This window comes from Micromonospora sonneratiae (assembly GCF_042679305.1).
GTDB classification, from domain to species: domain Bacteria; phylum Actinomycetota; class Actinomycetes; order Mycobacteriales; family Micromonosporaceae; genus Micromonospora_H; species Micromonospora_H sonneratiae.
Window position 1 is genome coordinate 120061 of sequence record NZ_JBHTMP010000003.1, and the last position, 16060, is coordinate 136120.

At 68.8% G+C, this 16060-nt stretch carries 19 protein-coding genes; 11 read left to right on the plus strand and 8 right to left on the minus strand.

Translation table 11 applies throughout. The features are described from left to right. The first annotated feature begins 438 nt into the window (after window positions 1-438). Entirely contained in the window at window positions 439-1674 is a 1236-nt protein-coding gene (locus ACFQ4H_RS03575) for a S8 family peptidase (protein WP_377566873.1), read from the plus strand. 72 nt (window positions 1675-1746) lie between these two features. Next, complete coding sequence (locus tag ACFQ4H_RS03580) at window positions 1747-3015, plus strand: S8 family peptidase (RefSeq protein ID WP_377566875.1); 1269 nt, start codon at window positions 1747-1749, stop codon at window positions 3013-3015. Window positions 3016-3104: 89 nt separating this feature from the next. Here ACFQ4H_RS03580 and ACFQ4H_RS03585 read toward each other — a convergent pair whose 3' ends face one another. Next, a complete protein-coding gene (locus ACFQ4H_RS03585; protein WP_377566877.1) occupies window positions 3105-4019 on the minus strand; it encodes an ADP-ribosylglycohydrolase family protein in 915 nt (304 codons plus the stop codon). A gap of 255 nt (window positions 4020-4274) precedes the next feature. Here ACFQ4H_RS03585 and ACFQ4H_RS03590 point away from each other — a divergent pair, with 255 nt between their 5' ends. Continuing rightward, a complete protein-coding gene (locus ACFQ4H_RS03590; RefSeq protein ID WP_377566879.1) occupies window positions 4275-5261 on the plus strand; it encodes an NAD-dependent epimerase/dehydratase family protein in 987 nt (328 codons plus the stop codon). Between the two features lie 112 nt (window positions 5262-5373). Further along, window positions 5374-6015: an ion channel gene (locus tag ACFQ4H_RS03595; protein ID WP_377566881.1), complete on the plus strand. Its 642-nt coding sequence runs from the start codon at window positions 5374-5376 to the stop codon at window positions 6013-6015. A gap of 9 nt (window positions 6016-6024) precedes the next feature. Here the strand turns inward: ACFQ4H_RS03595 and ACFQ4H_RS03600 are convergent, their stop codons facing one another. The 3 genes from ACFQ4H_RS03600 to ACFQ4H_RS03610 all read right to left on the minus strand — a co-directional run bounded on the left by ACFQ4H_RS03600 (window position 6025) and on the right by ACFQ4H_RS03610 (window position 8112). Next, a complete protein-coding gene (locus ACFQ4H_RS03600) occupies window positions 6025-6546 on the minus strand; it encodes a hypothetical protein (RefSeq protein ID WP_377566883.1) in 522 nt (173 codons plus the stop codon). Between the two features lie 109 nt (window positions 6547-6655). Beyond that, a complete protein-coding gene (locus ACFQ4H_RS03605; protein WP_377566885.1) occupies window positions 6656-7210 on the minus strand; it encodes a GNAT family N-acetyltransferase in 555 nt (184 codons plus the stop codon). Between the two features lie 92 nt (window positions 7211-7302). After that, window positions 7303-8112: a helix-turn-helix domain-containing protein gene (locus ACFQ4H_RS03610; protein WP_377566887.1), complete on the minus strand. Its 810-nt coding sequence runs from the start codon at window positions 8110-8112 to the stop codon at window positions 7303-7305. A 227-nt stretch (window positions 8113-8339) separates the two neighbouring features. Between ACFQ4H_RS03610 and ACFQ4H_RS03615 the strand changes: the two genes are divergently transcribed. Next, window positions 8340-8711, plus strand: coding sequence for a nuclear transport factor 2 family protein (locus ACFQ4H_RS03615; protein ID WP_377566889.1), 372 nt, complete (start codon window positions 8340-8342; stop codon window positions 8709-8711). A 139-nt stretch (window positions 8712-8850) separates the two neighbouring features. Here ACFQ4H_RS03615 and ACFQ4H_RS03620 read toward each other — a convergent pair whose 3' ends face one another. Beyond that, window positions 8851-9114: a hypothetical protein gene (locus tag ACFQ4H_RS03620; RefSeq protein WP_377566891.1), complete on the minus strand. Its 264-nt coding sequence runs from the start codon at window positions 9112-9114 to the stop codon at window positions 8851-8853. A 435-nt stretch (window positions 9115-9549) separates the two neighbouring features. Here ACFQ4H_RS03620 and ACFQ4H_RS03625 point away from each other — a divergent pair, with 435 nt between their 5' ends. The 3 genes from ACFQ4H_RS03625 (at window position 9550) to ACFQ4H_RS03635 (ending at window position 11283) form a co-directional block, all read left to right on the plus strand. After that, window positions 9550-10359, plus strand: coding sequence for a helix-turn-helix domain-containing protein (locus ACFQ4H_RS03625; RefSeq protein ID WP_377566893.1), 810 nt, complete (start codon window positions 9550-9552; stop codon window positions 10357-10359). Next, the gene (locus tag ACFQ4H_RS03630; RefSeq protein ID WP_377566895.1) at window positions 10350-10541 is read left to right on the plus strand and encodes a DUF397 domain-containing protein; all 192 of its coding nucleotides are present in this window, start codon (window positions 10350-10352) and stop codon (window positions 10539-10541) included. The genes ACFQ4H_RS03625 and ACFQ4H_RS03630 overlap by 10 nt, the downstream gene beginning before the upstream one ends. A gap of 142 nt (window positions 10542-10683) precedes the next feature. Continuing rightward, a complete protein-coding gene (locus ACFQ4H_RS03635; protein WP_377566897.1) occupies window positions 10684-11283 on the plus strand; it encodes a TetR/AcrR family transcriptional regulator in 600 nt (199 codons plus the stop codon). Here ACFQ4H_RS03635 and ACFQ4H_RS03640 read toward each other — a convergent pair. Both ACFQ4H_RS03640 and ACFQ4H_RS03645 read right to left on the minus strand, forming a co-directional pair. After that, complete coding sequence (locus ACFQ4H_RS03640) at window positions 11231-12211, minus strand: L,D-transpeptidase family protein (RefSeq protein WP_377566899.1); 981 nt, start codon at window positions 12209-12211, stop codon at window positions 11231-11233. The two genes, ACFQ4H_RS03635 and ACFQ4H_RS03640, sit on opposite strands and share 53 nt — an antisense overlap. Before the next feature lie 233 nt (window positions 12212-12444). Further along, complete coding sequence (locus tag ACFQ4H_RS03645; protein ID WP_377566901.1) at window positions 12445-13473, minus strand: hypothetical protein; 1029 nt, start codon at window positions 13471-13473, stop codon at window positions 12445-12447. Between the two features lie 204 nt (window positions 13474-13677). Between ACFQ4H_RS03645 and ACFQ4H_RS03650 the strand changes: the two genes are divergently transcribed. The 3 genes from ACFQ4H_RS03650 (at window position 13678) to ACFQ4H_RS03660 (ending at window position 15147) form a co-directional block, all read left to right on the plus strand. Then, window positions 13678-14232 carry a hypothetical protein gene (locus ACFQ4H_RS03650; protein WP_377566903.1) on the plus strand — a complete coding sequence of 185 codons (555 nt, stop codon included), beginning with the start codon at window positions 13678-13680 and terminating at the stop codon, window positions 14230-14232. Then, window positions 14229-14456 (plus strand): hypothetical protein, encoded by a 228-nt coding sequence (locus ACFQ4H_RS03655; protein WP_377566905.1) that lies wholly within the window; start codon window positions 14229-14231, stop codon window positions 14454-14456. Before ACFQ4H_RS03650 ends, ACFQ4H_RS03655 begins: the two co-directional genes overlap by 4 nt. A gap of 112 nt (window positions 14457-14568) precedes the next feature. After that, window positions 14569-15147, plus strand: a complete 579-nt coding sequence (locus tag ACFQ4H_RS03660) for an LURP-one-related/scramblase family protein (RefSeq protein WP_377566907.1) — start codon at window positions 14569-14571, stop codon at window positions 15145-15147. Window positions 15148-15281: 134 nt separating this feature from the next. On the opposite strand, the gene ACFQ4H_RS03665 is transcribed toward ACFQ4H_RS03660, so the two are convergent. Beyond that, the gene (locus ACFQ4H_RS03665) at window positions 15282-16052 is read right to left on the minus strand and encodes an aminoglycoside adenylyltransferase domain-containing protein (protein ID WP_377566909.1); all 771 of its coding nucleotides are present in this window, start codon (window positions 16050-16052) and stop codon (window positions 15282-15284) included. Window positions 16053-16060: the final 8 nt, after the last annotated feature.

A 16060-nucleotide genomic window follows, 5' to 3' on the forward strand; every position in this document is an offset into this window, starting at 1 on the left:
CGTCCGGGGCAGGCATCCGGATTCATCTTAGAGATCGTCCACTTGGTCGGTTTGCCCGCCGGCTCGTCGGTCGGTGCCGAGCTGTGATGATCAGGAATGCCGCCGGATGGCGCGCCAGTCGGATGAACACTGTGGAAGCCGTGATACATCTGTTTCGCCAATTGGCAATTCTGCTGCCCGGGTCGGTTGTCGAAGTCGTACGTGAATGAAACTAGATCACTGGCTGATGAGCAGCTCAGGGTCGGTGTTGTCCGTCGCGATCATTTTCGTCGGCGCATCGGAATGCGGAGTTGCCGGCAACGTCGAACGCACTGGTCGCAAAATTTCACAAATCCATAACCGTGAATGTCCTTGTAGGATCTTCCCAACCGTTCAGGATCACCTTCCCCGGGTCTGGGGCCCGATGGAAGCTGATCCAAAGTGAGGGAGGGCTGGAAGTTGACACTTCCACACACGTACCGGCGCAGACTGGCTGCCGTGGGCGTAGCCGTCGCCACGACCGTGGCCACCGTCATGGTGGGCGGTCCCGCTGCGGCGGCACCCGCCACCGGCGAGATCATGTACGCCGACAGCGCCACCGCGATCGCGGACAGCTACATCGTGGTGCTCAAGGACAGCGCGGTCGGCGGCCGGGCCGGCACCCAGCAGGCCGCGGTGGCCAGCACGGCCAGGTCACTGGCTGATCGCTATGACGGCAAGGTCGGCCACGTCTACGGCGACGCGTTGAACGGCTTCGAGGCGCAGATGTCGGAGAAGGCCGCCAAGCGGTTGGCCGCCGACCCGGCTGTGGCCTACGTCGAGCAGAACCAGACCGTCACGGTGGCGGCCACGCAGACCAACCCGCCGTGGGGCCTGGACCGGATCGACCAGCCGAACCTGCCGCTGAGCAACACCTACACCTACAACAGCATGGGTACCGGGGTGACGGCGTACATCATCGACACCGGTATCCGGATCGCGCACACCGACTTCGGCGGCCGGGCCGTCTACGGCTACGACGCCACCGACGGCTCCCTGCCGGCGGACGACTGCAACGGTCACGGCACCCACGTCGCCGGCACCGTCGGTGGTCGGACGTACGGTGTGGCCAAGAACGTCCGCCTCGTCGCCGTACGGGTCTTCGGCTGCGGCAGCAGCGGCTCGCTCTCCGTCATCATCGCCGGCGTCAACTGGGTGACCGGCAACCACGCCGCCGGCCAGCCGGCGGTGGCGAACATGAGCCTCGGTGGCAGCCTGAACACCTCGCTCAACACCGCCGTCTCGAACTCGATCCTCGACGGTGTCAGCTACGTGGTGGCGGCCGGTAACAGCAACGCCAACGCCTGCAACTACTCGCCGGCCTCGGTCTCGACTGCGTTGACCGTGGGTGCGACGGACAGCACCGACACGCGGGCCTCCTTCTCCAACTACGGCCAGTGCCTGGACCTCTTCGCCCCCGGCGTGAGTGTCCTCTCGGCCTGGTACACCAGCAACACCGCGACCAACACCATCAGCGGCACCTCGATGGCCGCCCCGCACGTGGCCGGTGTCGCCGCCCGGGTGCTCCAGAACAACCCGGGCTGGACCCCGGCCCAGGTGCACAGCTACGTGGTCAGCACCGCCACCCCCGGCGTGGTGATCAACCCGGGTCCCGGTTCGCCGAACCGCCTGCTCTACATGTCTCCCACTGCCTGAGTCGACCCGACAGCCCGGCCCCGAGGCGGATCCCGCCCGGGGCCGGGCCTGCCTGAACGGAAGGGACGAGTCATGATCACATCAGGATTCCATGGTCGTCTCCGGCTGGCCGTCAGTCTCGTCGCCGCCCTGGCCGCCGTACTCGCCCCCGGCCAGGCCGATCCGGCCCCGGCGACGAGCGGAACCAGCGGCGAGATCCTGCGAGCCGGCGGGGCCACCGCCGTACCCGACAGCTACATCGTGGTGCTGCGCGATTCGGCGGTACGGCCAGCAGCCGGCGCGTCCGCGACCTCGGCCACGGTCGCCACCGTGGCGGACCGGCTCAGCACCGGCTACGGCGGGACCGTCGCCCGCGTCTACCACGCCGCCCTCACCGGATTCGAGGTACGGATGCCGGAGGCGGCGGCCCGTCGACTGGCCGCCGACCCGGCGGTGGCGTACGTCGAACAGAACCACGTCGTCACCCTGCCCGGGAAGACCACGGCCGGCGGAGCCCTGTCCGGGGTGCAGCCCAACCCACCGTCCTGGGGGCTGGACCGGATCGACCAGCGCTTCCTGCCGTTGGACCAGCAGTACGTCTACCCGAACACCGGGCAGGGCGTACGCACCTACGTCATCGACACCGGTATCCGGCGGGCGCACGTCGACTTCGGCGGCTCAGTCACCTACGGCTTCGACGCGACCGACGGGAGCCTGCCGGCGGACGACTGCAACGGGCACGGTACCCACCTCGCCGGCACCGTCGGCGGCCAGTTGCACGGGGTGGCCAAGGACGTGCAACTGATCGCGGTCCGGGTGCTCGACTGCCTCGGTACGGGCACCTACGGGCAGGTGATCGCCGGAGTCGACTGGACCACCAGCAACGCGGTCCAACCGGCGGTGGCGCTCATGGGCATCGGCGGCCCTGCCAACACCGCACTGGACAACGCGGTGCGCAACTCGATCAACTCCGGGATCATCTACGTCGTGCCGGCGGGCAGCTCCAACAGCAACGCCTGCAACTACTCGCCGGCCCGGGTCACGCAGGCGATCACCGTCGCCGGCACCACACCCACCGACGAACGGATGGGGCCGATGAACTACGGCAGTTGCCTGGACCTCTTCGCGCCCGGTCAGGGCATCACCTCGACCTGGCACACCAGCAACACGGCCACCAACACCCTCAGCGGCACCTCGATGGCGGCGGCCCACGTCGCGGGCTGTGTCGCGCTGGTCTACTCGGCCCATCCGGACTGGCCGCCCGGCATGGTGATGAACCACGTGCTCGTCAACGCGACGACCGGAATCGTCGGCAACCCGGGAACGGGCTCACCAAACCGGCTGCTCTACTGCGGGGAATGACCCGGACTGCGGGGAATGACCCGACCCGCCGGTCAGGAGGGTCGACGTACCGAGGGTGTCCAGTCGGGCCGACCGGACACCCTCACCTGTCACCCGAGCCAGTCGGGCAGCGGCTCCCGGGCCGCCAACCAGTCCCGGGGTACGCCCCGCACCCCGGCACGCTCACCGATCCCGGTGTACGCAGCGACGATTCCACCGACGATCGCCGAGGTGGTGTCGATGTCCCCGCCGACGCGTACGCACGAGGTCACCGCCGCCGGATAGTCGTCAAGGTGGGTCGCGGCGACCCACAGACAGAACGGGACGGTGTCCTGGGCGGTCACCTGTGAGCCGTTGCCCAGCTTGTACGCAGCCTCTTCGACGTCGCGGCCGAGCAGCTCACGCGCTCGCCGTATGCCCCGGCCGACCTGTCCCTTGTCGAGCTGGTCGCCCACGACAGCCAGGAATTCCACAGCGGACGGTCGGACGTCGCCCCAGCGGGCCGCCCCGGCCAGCGCGGCACCCACGGCCACCGCGACCGCACCGGTGATGCCCTCCGGGTGGGCGTGGGTCACCTCCGCCGAGCGTGCCGCCTGCTCGGCCGCCGTCTCCAATTCGTCGGCGAAGTACGCCCCGAGCGGCGCGACCCGCATCGCCGCCCCGTTGCCGCAGGAGCCCTGCCCGCCGAACAGCTCACCGGCGGCCGTACGCCAGTGCGCGCCGTCCCGGATCCGGTGCAGCAGCACCACCGCGCCCGGACCGTAACCACGGTAGGGCTCACACCGCTGCGCGAACGCCTCGGCCAGCAGGTCCTGGTCGATCGTGCCGAATTCGCGCAGTATTGCCGCGACAGAACAGGCCATCTCGGTGTCGTCGGTCCAGTCCCAGAGCCCGCCCGGAACCCTGCCTTCGACGAGGTCGGCACTGTGGTGACCGGGGACGAAGTACTGTGCCCCCAGCGCGTCACCGACCGACAACCCGACCAGCGCGTCGTGGCACAGTTCCCGCCGGTCCTCGTCGTGCATTCCGCAATCCTGCCATGTCCACCGGCCGGGGCGGGCCGCCCGTTAAGCCATCGGTCTGGTTGGCCGGCGGGGTCCCGGCTGACCAGACCGCTCTTTACGCCATCGGTCTGGTTGGCCGGTGGGGTCCCGGCTGACCAGACCGCTCTTTACGCCATCGGTCTGGTTGGCCGGTGGGGTCCCGGCTGACCGGACCGCCCGTTAAGCCAACCGTGAACGGGCTTGGGTGTCCCGGAACATCGGTGCTTGAGTGGCCCGATGGAGATTCTGGTACTGGGTGGTACGGCGTGGCTCGGGCGGGAGGTGGCCCGACAGGCGGTGGGCCGGGGCCACTCGGTGACCTGTCTGGCCCGGGGCGAGAGCGGCGACGTGGCCGACGGGGCGGTGCTGGTCACCGCCGACCGGAGCACACCCACGGCGTACGAAAAGTTGGTCGACCGTGACTGGGACGCGGTGATCGAGGTGTCCTGGCAGCCGGGGTTCGTCCGGGGTGCCCTGGCGGCGCTGGGTGACCGGGCCCGACACTGGTCGTACGTCTCCTCGGGCAACGTCTACGCCTCACAGGCCACCCCGGGTGCGGACGAGTCCGCCGAGACGCTACCGCCGACCGACCTGGACGTGGTCGACCGCGAGTTGTACGGCGAGGCGAAGTCCGCCTGCGAGCAGGCGTCGCGGGCCGCAGTCGGGGACCGGTTGCTGGTGGCCCGCGCCGGGCTCATCGGCGGTCCGGGAGACGCCAGCGACCGTGCCGGCTACTGGGTGGCCCGGGCCGCCCGCGATCCGGGTACGCCGATGCTGGTCCCGGCCACGCCCGACCTGCCGACGCAGGTCGTCGACGTACGCGACCTCGCTGCCTGGTTGCTCGACTCGGCGGCGGCGGGAACCGTCGGGACGTACAACGCGGTCGGGCCGGTCGGCACCTTCGCGGAGTGGATCGAGTTGTCCCGTTCACTCGGCGGGCACACCGGACCGGTGGTCCCGGCCGACTCGGACTGGCTGCTGAAGCAGGGCGTGGCGGAATACATGGGGCCGGAGTCGCTGCCGATGTGGCTGGTCGAGCCGGGCTGGGAGGGCTGGTCGGCCCGCAGTGGCGCGGCGGCCGTCGCGGCCGGTCTGCGTCACCGGCCCCGTGCGGAACTGCTGGCCGACACCCTGGCCTGGGAGCGTGAGCTGGGGCTGGACCGGGTACGCCGGGCCGGGCTCAGCGCGGCCCGTGAGCAGGAGTTGCTGGACCTGCTCAGCTGAGGCGATCAGGGGTTTCTGGCCGCTCCGTGGGGATATGCCGACACGGTGCGATCCACCCAGAGCGATACGGCGACGTGTTCGCAGCCCGACCGGCCAGGATCACTTCGTTCTGATGTTCGTCCTGCTGCTGGCCAGTTTTGTTCTTTCGGCGTTCCTGCCCGGCCGGCAGATCCAGGTCCTTCCCCTCTGTCTCTACCTGGCTGCGCTGCTGTTGGTGATGCGGGCGGCGAAGCCACGGTCCCGGGCGTCGAAGTGGTGGAGATGGGCTCTGGTCACCGGGTCGGTGTCTGCTGCGGCAGTCGCTTCGACCAGTGGTGTCCGGGCCGTGCACGGCGTCGTCGCGCTGTGGCTGGCTGTCATCCTTTTCTACACCATTGTGGTGCTGCTACGACGGGTGCTGGTCGGGCACCGGGTCGTCACCCTACAGACGATCTTCGGTGCCCTCAGCGCGTATCTGCTGATCGGGTCCTTCTTCGCGGCGGTGCTCTCCGCTGTCTCGCTGTTGCAGAGCCAGCCGCTGTTCGCGTTGGGGCAGCCGGCCACCGTCAGCAGCATCCAGTACTTCAGTTTCAGCACCCTCGCCACGGTTGGCTACGGTGACTACACGGCCGCCGGGGAGCCGGCCCGAACCCTTGCCGTGCTCGAAGCCCTGGGTGGGCAGATCTTCCTGGTGACCCTGGTCGCCCGCCTGGTGACGATCTTCGGAACACCACGTCGGCAGGTAGCTGGCGATACCTCGGCGTCCGCTGACTGACGAGTTGTCCTAACTGTCCTCGGTGGCGGCCCCGGACAGAAACGCCTCGATGGCGACCAGGTCGTCGGGCTGCAACCCCCGTCGGGGTGACGGTGCGATGAGCAGGGCCCGGCCGTCCTGAACCAGTTCGTCGCGGTCCGGCCCGTCGGGTGGGACCGCCTCGTCGTCGGTCCAGACCAGTCGGCGGCCGGAGGCCAGGACCTTGCGGGCTGCGGCCAGTTTCAGCGGCCACCCGTACGAGCCCTTCGGTACCGGGTTTTCCGCCAGCGCCCGGTCCAGTGGAGGGAACCGCCACAGCCGTTCCAACTGGTCCGCATCCGGGCACCACGTGGTGCACCAGCGCACCTCGACGGATTTCGCGACGTGCAGGGCGCGGATCCGGTCGACGAGGGTCGGTGCCCAGCGAAGGGGGTATTGGCAGTGGTCGGTGGGGGACCAGACGTCGGCCCGGTGGGGAGCGGCGCTCCATCCGGGCCGGGCCGCGTTGATCACACCGTCCACATCGAGCAGCCACACCGGGGGTTGGGACATCGTGACTCCTTCGAACGACCGGCCGGACCCGAAGAACGGGCGTGCCGAGGGGCCGATTCGGCTTCCCCCGCGTGGCCAGCGTCGATGCTAGTGGCGCTCGGCAAGCCGGTCAGGCGGTCCGTGTGGACCTCCACTCGTCGGCCAGCAGCGACCAGATTTCGAGGTCGATACGGACGCCGTTGAGTGGGAACACCTCACGTAGGACGCCGTCCCGGGTCATGCCGAGCCGCTTGGCGACGGCGATGCTACGGGCATTGGTGGCGTCCACCCGCCATTCCACCCGGGCCATTCCCCGTACCTCGACCGCCCAGGCGATCATCCGCCGGGCGGCGCGGGTGACGAGTCCCTGCCCCTCGGCCTCGGGGGAAAGCCAGACGCCCACCTCGCAGACGCCGCTGGCCGTGTCGAAGACCCGGAACAGCGTGCCGCCGACGAGGGTGCCGTCGAGCCAGATGGCGTTGATCCGGCCTTCGTCGGCCGCCTGCCGGTCGGCGTAGCGCTGGAGGAACTGCCGTGCCGTCTCCGTGTCGGTGACGATCTGCGCCCACGGCAGCCAGGGGGCGAGGTGGGCGCGGTTGCGCTCGACGTACGCAGCGAACTCGGTCGCCTGCCACGGTTCGAGCGGACGAAGCTCGGCGTTGTCGGTGAGTGGGTACGCGAACACTGGATCCCCTTCGGTCCACATGCCAAACGTTTGTTACGTACTATACGACCGCCCGACCCACCGCCCGACGCGGCCGGTGCCCGGCGGTGGGCCTACGGCTTCCCGGCGCGGGCGCGCAGCGCGTCGGCGGTCTGCGCGTCGGCCGGATAGAACGACTCGATCGACAGCTCGGCGAGGGTGATGTCCAGCGGGGTGCCGAAGGTGGCGACGGTGCTGAAGAAGGTGAGCACGGCGTCGCCGTACTGGAAGCGCAGCGGCACGACGATCTCCCCGGGGCCCGGCAGGTCCACCTCGGGTTCGGGCTGGTCGCAGGGGTAGTCGGCCAGTTCAGCGGCGAGCGCGACCAACTCGGCGTCACCGCTGATCTCCACCTGCCGGCGCAGTCGGCTGAGCAGGTGGGCCCGCCACTCGCCGAGGTTGACGATGTGCGGCGCCATGCCCTCGGGATGCAGGCTGGCCCGGAGCACGTTGACCGGCGGCTTCAGCAGGTGCGGAGCGACCGTGTCGGTGAACAGGGCCAGGCTGGCGTTGGCGTCCAGCAGGTGCCACCGGCGGTCGACCACCACCGCCGGGTACGGCTCGTGCCCGGTCAGCACCTGACGGACGGCGTCGCGTACCGCCGACATCTGTGGGGCGTCGAGCGAGTTCTCCGAGTACGCCGGGGCGTACCCGGCCGCCAGCAGCAGTCGGTTGCGTTCCCGCAGCGGCAGGTCGAGCTGCTCGGCGAGTTGGAGCACCATGTTGCGGCTCGGCGTCGACCGGCCGGTCTCGACGAAGCTGAGGTGCCGGGTGGAAACCTCGGCCTGGATGGAGAGTTCGAGTTGACTGACCCGTCGACGTTCCCGCCACTGACGCAGCAACTCGCCGAAGGGTCGGGGTGGATGGGCGACTGCGCTGGTCATGACGTCCTCACCCGGACGATCCTACGTGTTGCCGTGGGCCGGGCCGCCGGGCCGCCGAGCCGCTGATCGCGACGATTCCCGGCACGGACCGGACCGGGTTACCTCCGAGGTAATCGACAGTGCCGCGGAACCGGGAAATGATTCCTTCAGCGCCGACGAGCGAGCCGGAAAGGCTACTTCGTGAGGGCGTCGATTCGTTATGTGGATTACCGAGGAAGGGCAGAGAAATGGCTGAGTTCAACGAGTTGGTCGACCGTTACCTCGCTGTCTGGAACGAAGGGGACGATCAGGCTCGGGCCGCAGCGGTCGCGGCACTGTGGACCGAGGACGCCACCTACACCGACCCGATGGCCGAGGTCACCGGCCATGCCGGGATCGCTGCGGTCATCGGTGGTGTGCAGGGCATGTTCCCCGGGTACGTCTTCCGGGTGCACGGCAGGGTCGACGGCCACCACGACGTCGTACGGTTCGGGTGGGAACTGGTACCCGCCACCGGCGGCGAGTCGCTGGTGATCGGATTCGACGTCGCGGTGCTGGCGGAGGACGGTCGGATCCGGGCCGTACACGGTTTTCTCGACAAGGTGCCGGCCGCCGTCTGAGCGCCTGTCGCCACGGCTGAATATCTGATTAGTCGCCGGCGCGGAATCGTCGGACGAGCGCTGAATACGATGCTGCGGCGGCGTACCTCGAATATGGTGGTCACACACGATATTCGAGGTACGCCGCCGCGTGATCGGGTCAGCCGGGTGGACGCGGAACTCTCGGTAGCCAGCCGAGGAACCGCTGGAAGAGCACCCCTGGATCGGGACCCTCGTAGGGGTGGATCTGATGCAGGTCGGTGGCCGCCTGTACGTAGAGCGTGGCGAGGTGGAAGCTGAGCCCGATCCGGTCGTCGGCGTACTCGCGCAGCAGTTCCAGCCGGCCGTCACCGCAGGGCCAGGGGGCGGCGCAGACCCGGCAGAGCCAGAACGGCTGAATTGCCCGGTGTGGTGCCCGGGTCATGCCGAGGGTGCGGGGCCGTCCGCTTCGGCTTCGGCTTCCACTTCCGGTTCGGATTCCGGTTCCGGTTCCGGTGTGGCGGGCCCGTTCGCCGGTACGCCGGACGACTCGCCGCCGGCCACAGAAGTGGAGGTGGGGTGCCGTACGGGGTGGGGGATCTGCTCGTAGTCGCCGCTGAACATGGCCGGGTCCTCTCTGCCGTGTCGGATGGGTGGGAGGGGCCGCCGTCGGTTTGGGGAGACCTGCTGGGACGGCGGCCCCGGATCGGGTGCGTCCCTTGTCGTGGTCTTGCCGAACCACCGCAACCCGATGGTCACAGTCTGCTGACCCGGGGACTACTGTCGGAAGGGATCAGCAGCTCGCGCGGCGGATCGGTGGGGGATCGCCGGACCCGTCGGGCGTGAGCGTCACGACCAGCACGGACACTGTGGAGGAAGTGTGGCGACTGATGGCGAGTCCACGGCAGACCTCATCCGCGCCCAGTTGCGCCGGATGCGTAACGCGGCCGGGCTGAGTCAGGAGGAGTTCGGTCGGCGGGCGCACTTCTCCCCGTCGATGGTGTCGGCGGTGGAGTTGGGGCAGCGACCGCTGGACGATTCCTATCTGGCCCGCGCGGACGAGGTGCTTGATACGGGTGGCCTCTTCGTCAGGCTGTTGAAGCTGGCCAAGCGGGACGGGGAGCCGTTGTGGTTCCGGCCGTGGTTGGACGCCGAACGCCGGGCCAGCCAACTGCGCTGTTTCGAGCCGAATCTGATTCCCGGGCTGCTCCAGACGGCTAACTACGCCCGGACCCTGTTCCGGGGGGACACCAGCCTGACCGACGACCAGGTCGAGGAGTTGGTGGCGGCCCGGCTGGCGCGGCAGGCCATCCTGGACCGAAGCGATCCGCCGCAGTTCGTCGCGGTGATCGACGAGTCGGCACTGAACCGGTTCGCCGAGGGCTGCGCCGAGGTGATGGCCGAGCAGTTGGTGCACCTGCTGGCCTGCGCCGAGCGGCCGAACATCAGCGTGCACGTCATCCCCCGCACGGTCGGCCTGCACATCGGGCTGACCGGTCCGTTCGTCCTGGCCAGGTCGGCGGACGGCGGCTGGGTCGGCTTCATGGACAACCAGCTCGAAGGGGTCGCCAAGGACCGGGTCGAGGATGTGGCCACGCTTCTGGCGAGGTGGGAGAGTGTGCGTAACGACGCGCTGCCCCGACGGCAGTCGATCGAGCTGATCAAGGAGTTGGTGAGGCCATGGATCTGAGCGGTGCCCGGTGGCGCAAGTCCACCCGCAGCGGCGCGAACGGCGGCAACTGCGTCGAGGTGGCCGACAACCTGCCCGGTGTGGTGCTGGTGCGGGACACCAAGGACCGTGACGGCGGCACCTTGGCCTTCGCTCCGGCCGTGTGGCGGGCGTTCGTGTCGTACGCCGCGCCGCGCGACTGACGTCCACCTGGCCGTAGCCACCCCCGTCGGCGGTGCCGGCGGGGGTGGTGCCGGTCGTCGACCCGTACGGACCCTCCGGTCGACAGTACCCAACGCTCGTTACGTACTATGGGCGTGGTTACGACAGGTGAGGTGAACCGGGATGCCCGCACGGGGAGATCATGACGCCCGACGTGCCGATGTCTCCGCGGCCGTCTGGCGGGTGCTGGCCGCCCGGGGTTTCGGTGGGCTGACGCTACGGGCGGTCGCCGCCGAGATGGACGCCACGACCGGCCTGCTCACCCACTACTTTCCCAACAAGCAGACCCTGGTACGGCACGCGCTCAAGGTCGCCGAGGAACACAGCGAGACCAGGGCCCGGTGGGCTGCCGAAGAACCGGGTCTGGCGGCACTGCGGGCCGCCCTGCTCGACGTACTGCCGCTGACCCCGGAGGCGGTGGCGATGAGCCGGGTCTGGGTGAGCTTCTGGGACGCGGCGCTCGGCGACGCCGACCTCGGGGCCAGCCAGACCGGACGGTACGAACGCTGGCGGGGACGGCTGCGGGGCCACGTCGAGGCGGCCCAGGACCGGGGTGAGCTGCCCGCCGACGTCGACCCGGAGGAGTTGGCCACGACAGCCGCCGCGTTCGCGCACGGGCTGGTCGTACAGGTGCTGTTCGACCAGGACCGCTTTCCGTCGGCGCGGCAGGTCAGGCTGCTGGACGACTTCCTGACCGGGCTGCGGACCGGCCGCTCGGCGTAGGGGCCGCAGCGGCGGACGGCGTCAGGGCCGGCTGCTGGGTGGCGGGCGCGCTGAACCGGTCGACGACCACCAGCGACGTTCCCGGACGGATCTCGGTCAGCAACTCCCGCTGCCCCTTCTTCGTCAGCCGGATGCAGCCGTCGGTGGTGTTCCTGCCCAGCTCCCGGTCGTGGTACCACGTGTGCACCCCGATGTGTGCGCCCTTCAGCGCGGGCGGGATCGCCCCGGGGTCGTCCGGCACCGCCCCGAGGGCGAACACGTCGGTGTCGGCGTACACCTCGCCGGCCAGGGTGGACCGGCCGAGCACGAAGGTACGCCCCAGCGGGGTCGGCGTCTGCCGCACGCCGAGGCTGACCCGCCAGGAGCGTACGAGCCCGCCGTCGCGGAGCCAGAACAGCTGATGTGTCCGGCGGGCCACGACGAGCTGGTCCCGCAGCGGCACGGTCGTCCAGCCACCGGGCGGCACCCAGGCCACGCTCCGGTTGACCGAGGGCAGCAGCACCGCTGCCCAGCCGGCGCGGCGCTCGATGACGGGCATCGTCAGTTCGACCCCCCGGATGGTCGGGGCCAGCCATGCCAGCGGCCGACCACCCGGTGCGTCGTACGCCCCGACCGGGACGGTCGGATGGAGGGCTTCGCGTAGTGGCGTGGTCGACAGTGGTGCCGGATCGCTCGGGAACCCGGCGGGCGGCGGTGGCCAGTAGTCCACGGTGGGCAGGTTGGCCGGTGGCGGCGTCGCGACCAGAGGTGCTTCGGGCGGTGGCCCGCTCCGCCCCGCGTCGTCGGCGCCCGGGACCGGCATCGCCATCCGCTGCTCGGTCGGGGGGTTCCGCAGGTCGGGGACGATTACGAAGGTCAGTGCGGCCGTACTGCCGACCAGCAGGACCATGCCGATGCTGAAGAGCAGCCAGGGTCGGACAAAAGCCACATTCCAACTGTACGGCAGTGCGCCGCCCCCGGGCTGGCGCTAAGGAAACTCTCAGTTACATGATCGGTTGCATTGCGGCGAAGGAAGATCCTCATTGCGCTACGCAGTGCAACCGTTGCGGAGGAAATTGTTCTGGGGCTGGCGGGGGCGGATGTGGTGGTCGGTAACGCGCCGGAGGTAGGGGTTCGTGGATGCCGTCGACCGATGATCCCGCAGCGGAAGCTGAGGATCGTTCAGGTCCCGGAGAGGTCGGGATGCTTGCTGCAGATCTCTCTCAGGAGGTCCACCAGCGGGCGGATGTGTTTCGGGCGAGGGTTGACCGTGGTGGCGTAGACCCCTAGCTTCAGTTGCTCCCCGTCATGGTGGAGTGGTATCCGCCGGGAATGGTCGGTCCCGGATCCACCGAATCGATATCCCGGTTTGTAGAGTAGGGCGACGTCCGAGGCGGCGACGACGACACGTCTCGATTTCGCGCCGAACTGCCGATGGTCGTCGGACGTACGTTGAACGCTCATCGTTATCTCGTACGTCTCGGCCGCTATTCGCTGTTCCTTCGGTGGTGCGTCGATTTTCTTCTCCGCTATCCGGCGCTCAAGCAATTTGCGGGAACGCGCGGTCTCCGGTGCCAGTAGCGCGCGGTGGTTGGTGACCAGTTCGGTGATGCTCATCTGGTTGGGCTCGTAGGAGCTCGGGACCATCACCTCCAGCCGGGCGGTGTAGAGCAGGTCAGACTGGAGATCCTCCTTGTCCGTGGTGCCCTTCCCGCCGATGGCGATCGCATGGTGGCCGAGGGTGAGTGGGAACAGTGCCTCGTCCTCGAATCCGTCGTCGCTGCGATCGCTGTGCCCGAGTTCCTCGACGGTTATCTGGTCCTCGTGGTTGGGGTCCTGTTCGCGTAGGTGGCATTCGAGGAGACTGGTTATGTAGACGTGATGGGGCAGGCAGACAATCTTGGGTAACGAGCGCTGGCTCGTCGGCATCCGCTCTTCTTCGTACGTGGCCACGATCTTGTTGGCGAATCTGAGGAAACGCTTCCCACGAACGGTCAGTTCGAGACTTCCCTTACGCCCCTCGGTGAATGCATCCTCGCCGATCCAACCGTCGATCTTCCGGAGGATGCTTTCGACGCCCTTGGTGCTGATGCTCTCGTTGTGCTCCGTCGCCAGGTGTTCGACGGCCTTCTTCTTGTTCTTGAACCTGGCGATCGTCGTGAAGACAACGCAGTCCCACTGGGAGGGGGCGCCGTCGCGAACTTTTCCCATCCGGTAACCCTATGGCTACGCCTTGTGCGTGGCGAAGGCTAACTTCCGACAGGAAGAAGTTTTTGTTCCAGAGGCGCGAAAATTAGCCTGCGCTCTGACTGTGTGTAACCGTAACTCAAGGTGAAAAATGATCGGGCCCGCTGTTGGCGCAGCGGGCCCGATCATCTCTGCAATCCCGCATCATCGAACGTCTTGAGGAGACCGATGCTGCTCCAGAAACGTACCGCCCCCGACGGGGCATGGAAAGTAGCCGTTCCGTTACTTCGCGACTCGGGTGGCGGGCGGTTGTACGTCTCGTTCGTCCGACCGACCTGGCACTCGGCCATCCTCTTCGGGGGTCTGGCCAGCATGACCAGGGAGGGTCTGACGATCGGCGGCATGGCGGACGACGTCGCGTTCTCGTGTCTCGCCTACGGGGCCGCGGCAGTCACCGCGCTGGCCGGTGGTCAGTTCGTCAGCTGGTACGCCGGCAGCGAGCGGACCTCCCGGATCCTCAGTGGCCTGCTGAGTCTCGCCGGATTCGGGCTGGCCGGCACCTTCGGCGGCTTCTCGGTGCTGCCACCGGCGGTGGCGTTCGCCTTCGTACTGGGGCTGACCGGGGCCGGGGAACTCGGCTACCGCCTCGGTCGGGTCGGGGTTCCGGAGCCGGTCGGGGTCGCAGACGAGCCGCAGCCCGCAGCGGGCGCGCTCGATGGGAAGGGACAGGTGGCGGGGCGTCCTCGGAAGGCCCCGGCGGTGCGGAGAAGGGGGCTGAAATGACGGCGATACCGGTTCTGTCCGAGGTAGTCATGGAGCGCAACGGCCGGGTGCTCGCGGCCTACCACGTCCACCGGGACGTACAGGGTGACCTGGTGCTTCTGGACCAGGAGAAACCACGGGTCGACACGACCGGACTGTGGAACACGGCGGTGACGCTCGTCGCCGCGTTGCTGGCACAGGGCTCCCGTCTTTCCCACGAGTGCCAGTCGGGAGGCGATCAGTAGGGCCGGGCGGACCAGGTACTGCGGAGGCCCCCGGTCGGCCGGTTCGCAGCTGTGCCAGACTCCGGCGCGACAGCCACCGAGTGTGGATGCCTACCCCCGACAGGAACCCCCGATGAATCTGCAACAGCTTCAGGCCCAGACGCAGCTGATCATTCGGCAGCGGATCCGGCTGATGGTCAACCAGTACGAGGTCCACTCGGCCCTGGGCGACGGGACCGAGGGAGAGCTGCTGGCGTTCGCGCAGCAGAAGCGGATGGCCTTCAAGGAGCAGGTCACCCTCTACACCGACGACACCAAGCAGGTGCCGGTGCTCGGCTTCAAGGCCCGTCAGGTGCTGGACCTCGGCGCGACCTACGACATCGTGGACGCCAACGGAACCGCGCTGGGGTTGTTCCGGAAGGACTTCAAGAAGTCGCTGCTGCGTTCCACCTGGCACGTCGAGCAGCCCGGGGTCGGGATGGCCACCGGCCAGGAGCGCAACGCGACGGTGGCCATCCTGCGCCGGTTCGTCGACTCGCTGTCCTGGCTGCCGTACCACTTCGACTTCACCATCGAGGGGCAGCTCGCCTTCTCGGTGGTGAAGAAGTGGGGCCTACGTGACAAGTACGTCGTCGACATCCACCACCCCGGCCTGGACCGTCGGGTGGTCATCGCCATGGCCGTCGGACTGGACGCGCTACAGAGCCGCTGACCAGCACCGCAGGCCCTGGCCGTAACAGCGGGGACGACCGGCGGGGTGCCAGTGGAAGGTCCCGCCGGCTTCCTTTCGAGCTGACGTCAGGAACGACTCACCGCCCGGCCGGTACGTCACTGGGACGTGATGTGTCACTGGGACGCGGCGCGGAGCCGGCTCAGGACGTACCCGAGGAAGGCGGCGACCTCGGCGGCGGGCACGGCGCGGCCGGCGGCCCGACCGGCGGCGTGGCTGGCGATGGCCGCGTCGATCAGCCCGGCGTGGGCCGGGGCGGCGGACCGGGCCCACCGGGCGGCGTCCGGCTTGGCATGCCACCGGCGCTGGGCCGCGAACCGTAACGCCCGGCACCCGTTGAGCACCGAATTGTCACCGTGCTCGGCGGTCGCCGCCAGATGCGCCTCGATCGACTCGACCACCACAGGCAGCAGCGCGTCGAACGGCACCGGTCGCAGCACGGTACGCGGATCCGGCCCGGTCAGCGCCGTGCCGCTCTGACAGGTAATCGACCGGTCGATGGCGTACCAGAAACCCGGTCCGTCGGACGGATCGAGGCTGACCTTCGACGGCAGCTCGCGGCCGGTGTTGAGGTCCAGCACGTAGCCGGCGTCGACCCTGCCGGCGCGGGCCGTACCGCTCGGATAGAGCACGAACTCCAGTCCGGTCGCCGGGCACGGCAGCCGGTCGTGGGCCAACCGGGACGCGATTTCGGTCAATGTCTCCGGTGGTGGTGTGCGATCGACCACGGCGATAAGGTCGATGTCACTTCGGCCCGGGGTGTAGCCGTCCAGGGCGAGCGAACCGGTCGGGTACACCCCGATCAGCTCCTCGCCCAGCATGGCCCGTAACCGGCGCACGACCGAGTCGACGTAGGCGGCCTCGGCCGGGGGCACGCGGATCGTCACCGGCCAAC

Coding starts and splice junctions, on each gene's coding strand:
- ACFQ4H_RS03630 (WP_377566895.1), top strand. CDS start 10,350: ATGGATCTGAGCGGTGCCCGGTGGCGCAAGTCCACCCGCAGCGGCGCG.
- ACFQ4H_RS03585 (WP_377566877.1), bottom strand. CDS start 4,019: ATGCACGACGAGGACCGGCGGGAACTGTGCCACGACGCGCTGGTCGGG.
- ACFQ4H_RS03610 (WP_377566887.1), bottom strand. CDS start 8,112: ATGACCAGCGCAGTCGCCCATCCACCCCGACCCTTCGGCGAGTTGCTG.
- ACFQ4H_RS03635 (WP_377566897.1), top strand. CDS start 10,684: ATGCCCGCACGGGGAGATCATGACGCCCGACGTGCCGATGTCTCCGCG.
- ACFQ4H_RS03600 (WP_377566883.1), bottom strand. CDS start 6,546: ATGTCCCAACCCCCGGTGTGGCTGCTCGATGTGGACGGTGTGATCAAC.
- ACFQ4H_RS03645 (WP_377566901.1), bottom strand. CDS start 13,473: ATGGGAAAAGTTCGCGACGGCGCCCCCTCCCAGTGGGACTGCGTTGTC.
- ACFQ4H_RS03655 (WP_377566905.1), top strand. CDS start 14,229: ATGACGGCGATACCGGTTCTGTCCGAGGTAGTCATGGAGCGCAACGGC.
- ACFQ4H_RS03595 (WP_377566881.1), top strand. CDS start 5,374: ATGTTCGTCCTGCTGCTGGCCAGTTTTGTTCTTTCGGCGTTCCTGCCC.
- ACFQ4H_RS03590 (WP_377566879.1), top strand. CDS start 4,275: ATGGAGATTCTGGTACTGGGTGGTACGGCGTGGCTCGGGCGGGAGGTG.
- ACFQ4H_RS03660 (WP_377566907.1), top strand. CDS start 14,569: ATGAATCTGCAACAGCTTCAGGCCCAGACGCAGCTGATCATTCGGCAG.
- ACFQ4H_RS03580 (WP_377566875.1), top strand. CDS start 1,747: ATGATCACATCAGGATTCCATGGTCGTCTCCGGCTGGCCGTCAGTCTC.
- ACFQ4H_RS03620 (WP_377566891.1), bottom strand. CDS start 9,114: ATGACCCGGGCACCACACCGGGCAATTCAGCCGTTCTGGCTCTGCCGG.
- ACFQ4H_RS03615 (WP_377566889.1), top strand. CDS start 8,340: ATGGCTGAGTTCAACGAGTTGGTCGACCGTTACCTCGCTGTCTGGAAC.
- ACFQ4H_RS03650 (WP_377566903.1), top strand. CDS start 13,678: ATGCTGCTCCAGAAACGTACCGCCCCCGACGGGGCATGGAAAGTAGCC.